The following is a 12,244-nucleotide window of genomic DNA, read 5'->3' on the forward strand; positions in this document are numbered from 1 at the left end:
CCGGGCCGCTAGAGCGCGAGGAACATCACGTGGAGGCCGACGCGGCCGTGCCGACGTGAGCGGAACGCGTCCGGCACCGTGCCGATGATCTCGAACCCGAGCGAGCGCCACAGCCCGACCGCGACCCCGTTCGATGCGACGACCGCGTTGAACTGGATGCCCTCGAATCCGGTGCGGCGATGCCAGTCGACGACCCATTCGCCGAGGATGCGGCCGACGCCGGCGCCGCGCGCCTCGGAGGCGACCATGAACGAGGCCGTGCCGACGTGGTCGCCGCGCCCGGGCCGGTTGGGGCCCATCTTGGCCGAGCCCAGGATGCGGCCGTCTCGCTCGGCGACGACCGTGAGGCCCGGCGGCCGTTCGACCCAGAGCGCGCGAGCCGACTCCGAGGTGAGGTCGTCCGGGTACGCGTAGGTCTCGCCGTCGCGCACGACCTCGTCGATGATCCGGTGGACCGCAGGCCAGTCCTCGTCACGGAACGGCCGGACGACGACGACGGTCACTGGTCGCCGAGATCGGCGAGCCGGGCCTCCTCGTCGGCCTGCACGGCCGACTCGATGATCGGATCGAGCGCGCCGTTCATCACCTGGTCGAGGTTGTAGGCCTTGTACCCGGTGCGGTGGTCGGCGATGCGGTTCTCGGGGAAGTTGTACGTGCGGATCCGCTCGGAGCGGTCCATCGTGCGGATCTGCGACTTGCGGGCATCGGATGCCGCGGCCGCGAGTTCCTCCTGCTGGCGGGCGAGGAGTCGGGCGCGCAGCACGCGCATCGCCGCCTCGCGGTTCTGCAGCTGCGACTTCTCGTTCTGCATGGCCACGACGATGCCCGTGGGCACGTGCGTGATGCGCACCGCGGAGTCGGTCGTGTTGACCGACTGCCCGCCGGGACCGGACGAGCGGTACACGTCGATCTTGAGGTCGTTCTGATTGATCTCGACCTCCTCGGGCTCGTCGACCTCGGGGAAGACGAGCACGCCCGTCGTCGAGGTGTGGATGCGCCCCTGGGTCTCGGTGACCGGCACGCGCTGGACCCGGTGCACGCCGCCCTCGTACTTGAGGTGGGCCCACACGCCCTGAGCGGGGTCGGTCGCGTTCGACTTGATCGCGACCTGCACGTTCTTGTACCCGCCCAGGTCGGACTCGTCGGACTCGAGCAGCTCGGTCTTCCAGCCCTTCGACTGGGCGTACTGGATGTACATGCGCAGGAGGTCGGCGGCGAACAGGGCGCTCTCCGCCCCGCCCTCGCCGCCCTTGATCTCCATGATCACGTCCCGGCCGTCGTCGGGGTCGCGCGGGATGAGCAGCCGGCGCAGCCGCTCCTGGGCCTCGGCGAGCTGCTCCTCGAGCGCCGGGACCTCCTCGGCGAACGCGGCGTCCTCCTTGGCGAGCTCGCGAGCGGCCTCGAGGTCGTTCTGCGCCTGATGCCAGGCGTCGTGCGCGGCGACGATGCGGCTGAGCTCGGCGTAGCGCCGGTTCACGCGCTTGGCGCGCGCGGCGTCGGCGTGCAGCGCCGGGTCGGCGAGCTCCTCCTGGAGCTCGCCGTGCTCGGCGATCAGGGCCCGGACGGACTCGAACATGCTCAGCGGTGGTGGTCGGCGTCGTGCCCGTGGCCGTTGCCGTTCCCGCCGACCGGAGCCGACTTCTGCATGAGCAGCAGGAACTCGGTGTTCGACTGGGTCTCGCGCAGGCGGCCGAGCACGGCCTCGAGGGCCTGCTGCGGCTCGAGGCCCGCGAGGGCGCGACGGAGCTTCCAGGTGATCTTGACCTCGTCGGGCGAGAGCAGCATCTCCTCGCGACGCGTCGACGACGCGTTGACGTCGACGGCCGGGAAGATGCGCTTGTCGGCGAGCTGGCGCGAGAGGCGCAGCTCGGAGTTGCCCGTGCCCTTGAACTCCTCGAAGATCACCTCGTCCATCTTCGACCCGGTCTCGACGAGCGCCGTGGCGAGGATGGTGAGCGAGCCGCCGTTCTCGATGTTGCGCGCCGCGCCGAAGAATCGCTTCGGCGGGTAGAGCGCCGAGGCGTCGACGCCACCCGACAGCACGCGCCCGGAGGCGGGTGCCGCGAGGTTGTACGCACGGCCGAGGCGCGTGATCGAGTCGAGCAGCACGACCACGTCGTGGCCGAGCTCGACGAGCCGCTTGGCGCGCTCGATGGCGAGCTCGGCGACGGTCGTGTGGTCCTCCGCCGGACGGTCGAAGGTCGAGGCGATGACCTCGCCCTTGACCGTGCGCTCCATGTCGGTGACCTCTTCGGGGCGCTCGTCGACGAGCACGACCATGAGGTGGACCTCGGGATTGTTGGTCGCGATGGCGTTCGCGATCTGCTGCAGCACGATCGTCTTGCCGGCCTTGGGCGGCGCGACGATGAGGCCGCGCTGGCCCTTGCCGATCGGGGCGACGAGGTCGATGATGCGCTGGGTGAGCTTGGTGGGCTCGGTCTCCAGGCGCAGGCGGTCCTGCGGGTACAGGGGCGTCAGCTTCTGGAAGTCGACGCGCGCGGCGGCCTCGTCGGCGGTCTGACCGTTGACGGAGTCGACCTTGACGAGCGCGTTGTACTTCTGGCGGCTGTTCCCCTCGCCCTCGCGCGGCTGCTTGATCGCGCCGACGACGGCGTCGCCCTTGCGGAGGTGGTACTTCTTCACCTGGCCGAGCGAGACGTAGACGTCGCTCGGGCCGGGAAGGTACCCGGTCGTGCGCACGAACGCGTAGTTGTCGAGCACGTCGAGGATGCCCGCGATGGGGATGAGGACGTCGTCGTCGAGGATCTCGGGCTCGACCTCGTCGCCGCCGGCCTGGCCCCGGCGCTTGCGGTCTCGGTAGCGGTTGCGACGGCCGCCCTCGCCCTCGCCCTGCTGCTGGTCGCCGCGCGACTGCTGGCCACGACCGCCCTGGTCCTTGGGACCGCGGTCGGAGTCGGGCTGCCGGTCGTCGGCGGACTCATCCTTGCGGGCGTCCTGCGTGCGCACCTCCTGGCCGTTCCCCGCCTGGCGCTCGTCGCCCTTCTGCTCGGGCTTCTGGCCGTCGCCGCGCTCTCCGCGATCGCGGTCGCCGCCGCGGCGGCCGCGGTTGCGGCCGCGTCCCTGACGCGGCTCCTTCTCGGGCTGCTCGCCCTCGGCCGCGGCGTCGGCAGCGGCGCGGCCGGCGTCGGCGGCACCTCCCGTCGCGGCGGCGAGCTCCTCGCGCACGGCGGCGCGCGCCGCCTCGCGGGCGTCGTCGCCCTCGCCGGCCTCGGCGGTGCGCTCGCCGGGGACGAGCTCGACACCGGTGAGCCCGGCGTTGGCGTGCGCACCCGCCGCGGTCGCGCTCGTCGCGCGTCGCGGCTGGCGACCGCGTCGGGCGGGGGCCGCCTCGGTGCGGGGTGCGTCGATGACGGAGGCCGCGGCGGCGGGCTCCGAGGCGGCGGGCTCGCGGCCGGGGGCCGAGTCGCCGTCGCCGGCGGGCGCGGGCGCCTCGGGTGCGGCGACGTCCGGCGCGGGCGCGTCGGCGGTCGCCGGCTCCTCGAGGCCGGGCAGGGCGGGCCCGTCGGCGGCCGGGGCGTCGACCGTGACGACGTCGGCGTCGGCGGGGTCGGCGGAGTCGGCGTCGTGGTGGGCGGAGATCAGGTCCACGAGTTCTCCTTTTCGGCGCTTCGAGGCGCCCGCGATGCCGAGCGAGGCGGCGAGCTCCTGGAGCTCGGCGACCTTCATGGCGGTCAGGCGGGTGCGGGTCGCCACGCCCTCGGCGTGGTCGGTTCCGTTGGTCACTGGGATTCGTCCTTTCCCCTCGCCAGGTGCTGGGTTGGCCGAGGAGAGCTGATCGCGGCACGACGGAGTCGTGCGCACGGGGCGCAGACTGCGCGTTGCGAAAGCATGAAATGCCGGGAATTGCACGATGCGGCGGGAACGCGAGCTTGCAGCGTCTGCCGGGTGCGCGATCAGTCTAGCACCGGCCGGATGGGCTCCGGACCACGCGCCACGCCGTCGTGTCGCGGGACCCGGACCCCGCGCCGAGGATCACTCGTCGGCGTCGGACGGGGTCACCGTCGCGCCGAGGAAGTCGACGGCGAGCGGCAGTGCCTGCCATGCGGTCTCGGCCGACTCCTCGACGATACGGGCGGCGTCCGCTCGCTCGCTCGGGTCGCTCGCGAGGACGAGGATCGACGGGCCCGCCCCCGAGACGACAGCGGGATGGCCGGCCTCGCGGAGCACGCGGATGAGTCGATCCGTCTCGGGCATGGCCTCGGCGCGATAGCGCTGGTGCAGCTTGTCCTCGGTCGCCGCGAGCAGCAGCTCGGGGCTCTGGATGAGCGCCGCGACGAGCAGCGCCGAACGCGACACGTTGAAGACGGCGTCCTCGTGCGGCACCGACTCCGGCTGCAGGCTCCGGGCGAGGGCGGTCGACATCTCGTGCTCCGGAACGAGCACGAGCGGCGACACGCCCCGGTGCACCATGAGCTTCTTGTGGCGCGGCCCGTCGGGCGTGACCCAGGCGATCGTGAGACCGCCGAACAGCGCCGGCGCGACGTTGTCGGGGTGCCCCTCGAGCTCGGTCGCGAGCTCGAGCAGCTCGTCGGGCGAGATCTCGACCTCGGGGGCGAGGAGCCCCTTCGCCGCCATCACGCCCGCGACGATGGCCGCGCCGGACGAACCTAGCCCGCGCCCGTGCGGGATCGAGTTGTGCGCGACCAGCCGCAATGGCGGAAGCTCGCGGCCGTAGTGCGCGAGCGTGTGCGCGAGGGCGCGGACGACGAGGTGCGACTCGTCGAGCGGCACCTCGCCGGCGCCGACCCCGTGGACCTCGATGCGGAGGCCCTCGCCGCCCGCCTCGACCTCGAGCTCGTCGTACTGCGCGAGCGCGAGGCCCAGCGTGTCGAAGCCCGGTCCGAGGTTCGCGGACGTCGCGGGCACCTTGACGTGCACGCGACGGCCTTCGAGACCTTCCGTGCGGGTGCGGGACGCAGCGGTCGACGCGGCGCTCATGCGAGCCCCAGCACCTGCGCCACGTGCGCGGTGTCGGCCGGGACCACGGTCGGCTGGACGTCCGAACCGTCGGGCAGGCGGAGCGCCCACTGCGGGTCCTTCAGTCCGTGGCCCGTGACCGTGAGCACCGCGCGCGCGCCCGGCGGGATCTGACCCGCGGCGGCGCGCTCGAGCAGTCCGGCGACGCTGATCGCCGAGGCGGGCTCGACGAACACGCCCACCTCGGCCGACAGGATGCGCTGCGCCTCGAGGATCCGGTCGTCCTCGATGGCGCCGAAGTAGCCGTCGGTCAGGTCGCGGGCCTCGAGGGCGAGGTGCCACGACGCGGGGTTGCCGATGCGGATGGCGCTCGCGATCGTCTCCGGGTGCTTCACCGGCTCGCCGCGCACGAGGGGCGCCGAGCCCGCGGCCTGGAAGCCGAACATGCGCGGGAGCCGCGTCGCGTTGCCCGCCTCGATGTCCTCGCGGTACCCGCGCGTGTACGCGGTGTAGTTGCCGGCGTTGCCCACGGGGATGAAGTGGAAGTCGGGCGCGTCGCCCAGCACCTCGACGACCTCGAACGCGGCGGTCTTCTGCCCCTCGATGCGGTCGTTGTTGACCGAGTTGACGAGGTGGACCGGATAGTGGTCGGCCAGGTCGCGCGCGATGTCGAGGCAGTCGTCGAAGTTGCCCTGGATCTGGATGAGGTGCGCGTCGTGCGCGATGGCCTGGCTGAGCTTGCCCATCGCGATCTTGCCCTCGGGCACGAGCACCGCGGCCCGGATGCCGGCATGCGTCGCGTAGGCCGCGGCCGAGGCCGACGTGTTGCCGGTCGAGGCGCAGATCACGACCTCGGCGCCGCGCTCGACGGCCTTGGTCACCGCCATGGTCATGCCGCGGTCCTTGAAGGAGCCCGTCGGGTTCATGCCCTCGAACTTCACCCAGACGTCCGCGCCCGTGCGGCGCGAGAGCGCGGGGGCGGGCAGCAGCGGCGTGCCGCCCTCGCCGAGCGTGACGACGGGCGTGGCCTCGGTCACGTCGAGCCGGTCGGCGTACTCGCGGATGACCCCGCGCCATTGGCGCGACGTCGCCTTCGTTGCCTGCTGGTTCACTCTGCTCCTTCGACTCGGATGACGGATGCGACGGAGGTCACGACCGGGCTGTCGGCGAGCGCACGCACCGTCTCGGCGAGCGCGGACTCACGCGCCTCGTGGGTGCCGATGACCAGCGTAGCCCGGCCCGTCTCATCGCCGATGGTCTGCTGCAGCTCGCCGACCGAGACCCCGTGGTCGGCGAACACGTGGGCGATCGTGGCGAGCACGCCCGGCTGGTCTGCGGCCTCGAGCGTGATCGAGTACCGCGTCGTGATGCGGCCGATGTCGAGCACGGGGAGCTCGGCGTGGGTCGACTCGGCCGTGCCGGGACCGCCGAGCACGTGGCGGCGCGCGATCGCGACGAGGTCGCCGAGCACGGCCGACGCCGTCTGCACCCCGCCGGCTCCGGCGCCGTAGAACATGAGCGGCCCCGCCGCGGCGGCCTCGACGAACACCGCGTTGTTCGCTCCGTGGACGGCGGCGAGCGGGTGCGTGCGATGCACCATCGCGGGGTGGACGCGGGCGGAGACGCCCTCCTTCCCCGTCTCGGGGTCGGCGACCCGCTCGCAGATCGCGAGCAGCTTGACGACGTAGCCCGCGCGCGCGGCCGACTCCACCTGGGCGGCGGTCACGCCGGTGATGCCCTCGCGGTGCACGGCCTCGATCGGCATGGCCGTGTGGAAGGCGAGGCTCGCCAGGATCGCCGCCTTCTGGGCCGCGTCGTAGCCGCCGATGTCGGCGGTCGGGTCGGCCTCGGCGTAGCCGAGCTCGGTCGCGGTCGCGAGGGCGTCCTCGAGCGAGGCGCCCGTGGTGTCCATGCGGTCGAGGATGAAGTTCGTCGTGCCGTTGACGATGCCCAGGATGCGGTCGATGCGGTCGCCCGCCAGGCTGTCGCGGAGCGGTCGGATGATGGGGATGGCCCCGCCGACCGCCGCCTCGTACGAGAGCTGCGCGCCGACCTGCTGGGCGGCGGCGAAGAGCTCCGGTCCGTGCGTGGCGAGCAGCGCCTTGTTTCCGGTGACGACGTCGGCGCCCGAGGCGATCGCCTTGAGGACGAGCGTGCGCGCCGGCTCGAGGCCGCCCATGAGCTCGATGACGATGTCGGCGCCGACGATGAGCGACTCGGCGTCGGTCGTGAACAGCTCGCGGGGCAGGTCGGCGTCGCGCGGAGCGTCGACGTCGCGGACGGCGATGCCGGCGAGCTCGAGGCGGGCCCCGATCCGGCCGGCGAGCTCGTCGCGCTGCTCGAGCAGCAGGCGCGCCACCTGGGAGCCCACCGAGCCGGCGCCGAGCAGCGCGACCCGGATGGAACGGTATTCGATCATGCGGTGACTCCGTGTCGGTCATCGTCGTGGTCGGCGAGCCCGGCGTCGCGGGCGAGCAGGTCGTCGATCGTCTCGCCGCGCACGATGACGCGCGCCGAGCCGTCGGCCACGGCCACGACGGGCGGCCGGGGCACGTGGTTGTAGTTGGACGCCAGGGACCAGCAGTAGGCGCCCGTCGCGGCGACGGCGACCAGGTCGCCCGGCGCGACGTCGTGCGGCAGCCAGTCGTGGTCGACGACGATGTCGCCGGACTCGCAGTGCTTGCCGACGACGCGCACGAGCGCGGCCCGTTCCTGCGACGACCGCGACGCGAGCCGCACGGTGTACTGCGCGCCGTAGAGCGCGGTGCGGATGTTGTCGCTCATCCCGCCGTCGACCGACACGTAGTGGCGCCATCCGTCGTCGGTCGGGACGGCCTTGACCGTGCCGACCGTGTAGAGCGTGACCCCGGCCGGGCCGATGATGCTGCGCCCGGGCTCGAACGCGAGCGCGGGCACGGGCACGCCGAGCCGCCGGCAGGCCGCGGCCACCGCGGCGGCGATGCGGTCGGCGATCGCCTCGATGGGCTGCGGATCGTCGGCCTCGACGTAGGCGATGCCGAAGCCGCCGCCGAGGTTGAGCTCGGCCACGGGGGCCACCGCCGCGAGCTCGGCGTGCACCGCGAGCAGGCGCTCGGCGGACTCGGCGAAGCCGGCGGCGTCGAAGATCTGCGAGCCGATGTGGCAGTGCAGCCCGACGAAGTCGAGCGAGTCGTGCGAGCGGATGGCACCCGCGACGCGCGCCGCATCCTGCAGCGGGATCCCGAACTTCTGGTCCTCGTGCGCGGTCGCGAGGAACTCGTGCGTCGACGCGTGCACGCCCGAGTTGACGCGGAGGCGCACCCGCTGGACGCGGTCCGCGCGGGCCGCCGCAGCCGCCACCCGTTCGACCTCGATCTCGCTGTCGATGACGATCGTGCCGACCCCCGCGGCGACCGCGCGCTCGATCTCGGCGGTCGACTTGTTGTTGCCGTGGAATCCGATGCGGCCCGGGTCGGCGCCCGCGGCGAGCGCGACCGCGAGCTCGCCACCCGTCGAGACGTCGACCGACAGGCCCTCCTGCGTCATCCAGCGGACCATCGCACCGGACAGGAACGCCTTGCCGGCGTAGTAGACGACGGCGGCCGTGCCGACGGATGCCGCGGCGCGCTGGAGGGCCGTGCGCGTACGCGCCGCGCGGGCACGCGCGACCGACTCGTCGACGACGTAGAGCGGCGTGCCGAAGCGATCGGCGAGCGCGCGGGCGTCGACGCCCCCGACGACGAGGCGGCCCTCGTCGTCGCGATGCGCGCCCTCGGGCCACACATGCGGCGCGAGCGCATCGGGATCGGCGGGCGCGGGCGGACGTACGGATGCGGATGCGCTGGATGCCACGGGAACCTCACGGGGGACGTTGGGAACGACGATCACTCGGTCGGCGAGCGAACCCGGATCGGTTCCTGAAGCCTCGGTGCAGGCCGCCCTTGTGGGGCGGCGTTTCCCGCGAGTCTACCGACGGGCGGCGCGCGGGCCGAATCCGCGACGCACTGCGACGCGGAGCCCGCCTCGCCGGTCGCGGAGGGCGATCAGCCGCAGGTGCCGGTCGTCGCGAGCGTCTCCTCGGCGACGGGGAGGTCGGAGGCCTCGAGCCGGACCGTCGCGCCGTCCGGCGTGACCTCGATCCCGGCGACCTCGACGCCCTCGGGGAGGCGGTCGGCGACGCAGACGGGGAACGGCTCGCCGCCGACGATCCGCTCGACCAGCCCCGAGGCGTCGAGCGTGGTGCCGCCCGCCCGCAGCTCCGCGGCGACGGGGGTGAGCAGCACCCGGTCGCCCGCGGCCTCGGGCTCGGCGCTCACCGAGAACGCGACCGGCACGCCGAGGAACTCGGCCTCGTCGGAGTAGGAGACCGTGCCGTCGCCGAGGTCCACGCCGCCGGCGATGCCCTGCGACTCCGCGATGAGGTCGATCGCGGCCTCGTCGACGCTCGCGACGACCTCGGCGCGCTCGACGCTGCCGCCCTCGGCGAGCGGCACGCCGCGGGCGGTGACCGTCACGTCGACCGGGACGCCCTGCACCTGCAGTTCGGGCGCCGTCGCGACCATCTCGTCCATCCGTCCGGTGATCACCTGCCAGAGCGCGGAGAATCCGAGGATCTGCACGTCGACCTCGCCCTCGACCCCCTCGGGGAGGTCGCGCTCGATCGAGTCGGCGACCGCCCGCTCGGCGATGCCCCGGCCGACCGTCTCGACCAGCAGGACCACCCCGGCGAGGATCACCACGATCGCGCCGATCACGATCGCCGCGCGCGTCGCACCCGACGTGCGCCGCCGGGGCCCGTCGTCGCGCGCGACGGGGTCGAGGCGGACGGTCTCGGCGTCGGATGCGGCCATGGGTCGGCAGGTTACATGCGCTCGGGCGCCGACACGCCGAGGAGGTCGAGGCCGTTGCGGATGACCTGTCCCGTCGCGTCGTTCAGCCAGAGGCGCGTGCGGTGCAGGTCGGTCACCGGCTCGTCGCCGAGGGGCAGCACGCGGCAGTTGTCGTACCAGCGGTGGTACAGCCCCGCGAGCTCCTCGAGGTAGCGCGCGACGCGGTGGGGCTCGCGCAGCTGGGCCGCCTGGGCGACGATGCGCGGGAACTCCTGCAGCGCGCCGAGCAGCGCCGACTCGGTCTCGTGGTCGAGCAGCTCGGGCGCGAAGGCCGTGCGGTCGACCCCGGCCTCGGCGACGTTGCGGGCCAGCTGGGTCGTGCGGGCGTGCACGTACTGGACGGAGAAGACGGGGTTGTCGTTGCCGCGGCGCTGGAGCACCTCGGGGTCGATGGCGAGCGGCGAGTCGGCCGGGTACCGTGCCAGCGTGTAGCGCAGCGCGTCGGTGCCGAGCCAGGCCTGCAGGTCGTCGAGCTCGATGATGTTGCCCGCGCGCTTGGACAGCTTGGCGCCGTTGATGCTCACGAGCTGGCCGATGAGGACCTCGATGTCGCGCTCGGGGTCGTCGCCCGCAGCGCCCGCGAGCGCCTTGAGCCGGTGGACGTAGCCGTGGTGGTCGGCCCCGAGCAGGTAGATCTTGTGCTCGAAGCCCCGGTCGCCCTTGTCGAGGTAATAGGCCGCGTCGGCCGCGAAGTAGGTGTAGACGCCGTTGGCGCGACGGATGACGCGGTCCTTGTCGTCGCCGAAGTCGGTGGTGCGCACCCACACGGCGCCGTCCTCGTCGTACACGTGCCCCTGGGCGCGGAGCCGCTCGACGGCGGCGTCGATCGCCGAGACCCCGTCGTCGTCCTTCGCGTGGAGCGCGCGCTCGCTGGTCCAGACGTCGAAGTGCACGTTGAAGCGCTCGAGGGAGTCGCGGATCTCGCCGAGCTGGAGCTCGTACGCGATCTCGCGCGCCGTGTGCAGCGCGACCTCGTCGTCGAGCTCGAGCAGGTGCGGCTCGCGCTCGAGCACGCGGGCGGCGAGGTCGGCCACGTACTGCCCCGGGTAGCCGTTCTCGGGCGTCGGCTCCCCCTTGGCCGCGGCCAGGACCGAGGCGCCGAAGTTGTCCATCTGGTTGCCGGCGTCGTTGATGTAGTACTCGTGGGCGACCTTCGCTCCCGCGGCGCGGAGCACCCGGCCGATCGAGTCGCCGAGCGCCGCCCACCGCGTGTGGCCGATGTGCAGCGGCCCGGTCGGGTTCGCCGACACGAACTCGAGGTTGATCACACGCCCGGCGAGCGAGTCGCCCCGCCCGTAGGCGGCGCCGGCCTCGACGATGGCCTTCGCCAGCGAGCCCGCCGCTGCCGCGTCGAGCCGGATGTTGATGAAGCCGGGTCCGGCGACCTCGGCGCTCGCGATGCCGTCGACGGCGGCGAGGCCCGCCGCGAGCTCGCCGGCGAGCTCGCGCGGGTTCGACCCGAGCGGCTTCGCGATGCGCAGCGCGATGCTCGACGCCCAGTCGCCGTGCTCGCGGAGCTTCGGGCGCTCGAGCGTCACGGCCTCGGGCCCGATCTCGAGCGAGACCTCCTCGCCGGCGGCGCGTCGTCGCTCGACCAGCCCGGAGACGAGGTCGAACAGGAGACGCGAGAGATCGGCGGGAGTCACTCGAAGATCCTACCCGTCGGCGTTGGTAGGGTTTCCCGCATGCCGCGCCCGAACGCCCCGCTCCTCCGCCCCGCGCTGGCCCTGGCCGTCGTGCTCGCGCTCGCCGGGTGCACCACGCCCGACGCCGGGCCGGACGCCACCGAGCCGCCCGCGGCATCCGGGACCGCGGCGCCCACCGACACGGCAGCGCCCACGCCCGAGCCCACCGAGGAGCCGCTGCCGTTCGAGGCCGCGTGCGCCGACCTCATCACGCTCGACCAGATGTACGAGTTCAACCCGAACTTCGGCGATGCGCCCGGCTACGAGCCGGAGTCGGACGCCGTGTCCGCGGTCGCGGAGGCCCGGGGCACGGTCTGCGGATGGAGCAACCAGACGAGCGGCGACCTCATCGAGCTCGGCGTGGCCACGCTCCCCGACAACGCCTACGCCGCACAGGTCGGTCGCGCCGCCGTCGACAGCACCGCGGTGCCCACGTACGGCACGCCGCCCGATGTCGAGGGCTTCTTCAGCCAGTCCGGCGGGCTCGGCCGGGCGCAGGTGTTCGCGGGCGGGTACTGGATCGTGCTGGAGTCGCGGGAGTTCTTCGAGCCGGGCGACGCCGAGCAGCTCGTCTCGGCCGTCCGCGCCAACCTCGCCGGGCGCTGACGGGCGTCGCCGGCGCCGTGCGCGCGTCATCCGGAGCCTGCGCCAGGTGGTAGTGTGAATGGCTGTGCGCCTCCGTAGCTCAGGGGATAGAGCGCCGGTTTCCGGTACCGTAGGTCGGGGGTTCGAATCCCTCCGGGGGCACGTCGT

General features: G+C 73.2%; 10 protein-coding genes and 1 tRNA gene. 2 read left to right on the forward strand and 9 right to left on the reverse strand.

Translation table 11 applies throughout. The annotated features are described in order from the left end of the window. Window positions 1–8: 8 nt before the first annotated feature. The 9 genes from WBQ80_RS04715 to WBQ80_RS04755 form a co-directional block, all read right to left on the reverse strand. Window positions 9–503, reverse strand: a complete 495-nt coding sequence (locus tag WBQ80_RS04715; RefSeq protein ID WP_336570605.1) for a GNAT family N-acetyltransferase — start codon at window positions 501–503, stop codon at window positions 9–11. Continuing rightward, window positions 500–1,576 carry a peptide chain release factor 1 gene (gene prfA / locus WBQ80_RS04720; protein WP_336570604.1) on the reverse strand — a complete coding sequence of 359 codons (1,077 nt, stop codon included), beginning with the start codon at window positions 1,574–1,576 and terminating at the stop codon, window positions 500–502. The genes WBQ80_RS04715 and prfA overlap by 4 nt, the downstream gene beginning before the upstream one ends. A 2-nt stretch (window positions 1,577–1,578) precedes the next feature. Further along, window positions 1,579–3,687, reverse strand: a complete 2,109-nt coding sequence (gene rho / locus WBQ80_RS04725) for a transcription termination factor Rho (RefSeq protein ID WP_442892662.1) — start codon at window positions 3,685–3,687, stop codon at window positions 1,579–1,581. 306 nt (window positions 3,688–3,993) lie between these two features. Continuing rightward, window positions 3,994–4,959 (reverse strand): homoserine kinase, encoded by a 966-nt coding sequence (gene thrB / locus WBQ80_RS04730; RefSeq protein WP_336570602.1) that lies wholly within the window; start codon window positions 4,957–4,959, stop codon window positions 3,994–3,996. Continuing rightward, on the reverse strand, window positions 4,956–6,050 hold the full coding sequence (gene thrC / locus WBQ80_RS04735) for a threonine synthase (RefSeq protein ID WP_336570601.1): 1,095 nt from the start codon (window positions 6,048–6,050) through the stop codon (window positions 4,956–4,958). The genes thrB and thrC overlap by 4 nt, the downstream gene beginning before the upstream one ends. Continuing rightward, the gene (locus WBQ80_RS04740) at window positions 6,047–7,357 is read right to left on the reverse strand and encodes a homoserine dehydrogenase (protein WP_336570600.1); all 1,311 of its coding nucleotides are present in this window, start codon (window positions 7,355–7,357) and stop codon (window positions 6,047–6,049) included. The genes thrC and WBQ80_RS04740 overlap by 4 nt, the downstream gene beginning before the upstream one ends. Continuing rightward, on the reverse strand, window positions 7,354–8,769 hold the full coding sequence (gene lysA / locus WBQ80_RS04745) for a diaminopimelate decarboxylase (RefSeq protein WP_336570599.1): 1,416 nt from the start codon (window positions 8,767–8,769) through the stop codon (window positions 7,354–7,356). The genes WBQ80_RS04740 and lysA overlap by 4 nt, the downstream gene beginning before the upstream one ends. A gap of 191 nt (window positions 8,770–8,960) precedes the next feature. Beyond that, entirely contained in the window at window positions 8,961–9,767 is an 807-nt protein-coding gene (locus WBQ80_RS04750; RefSeq protein WP_336570598.1) for an LmeA family phospholipid-binding protein, read from the reverse strand. Window positions 9,768–9,778: 11 nt separating this feature from the next. Further along, a complete protein-coding gene (locus WBQ80_RS04755; protein WP_336570597.1) occupies window positions 9,779–11,452 on the reverse strand; it encodes an arginine--tRNA ligase in 1,674 nt (557 codons plus the stop codon). Between the two features lie 39 nt (window positions 11,453–11,491). Between WBQ80_RS04755 and WBQ80_RS04760 the strand changes: the two genes are divergently transcribed. Both WBQ80_RS04760 and WBQ80_RS04765 read left to right on the forward strand, forming a co-directional pair. After that, window positions 11,492–12,097, forward strand: a complete 606-nt coding sequence (locus WBQ80_RS04760; protein ID WP_336570596.1) for an iron ABC transporter ATP-binding protein — start codon at window positions 11,492–11,494, stop codon at window positions 12,095–12,097. Between the two features lie 68 nt (window positions 12,098–12,165). After that, a tRNA-Arg gene (locus tag WBQ80_RS04765) sits at window positions 12,166–12,238 on the forward strand. Window positions 12,239–12,244: the final 6 nt, after the last annotated feature.

This window comes from Agromyces sp. CCNWLW213 (assembly GCF_037199545.1).
Lineage (GTDB): Bacteria > Actinomycetota > Actinomycetes > Actinomycetales > Microbacteriaceae > Agromyces.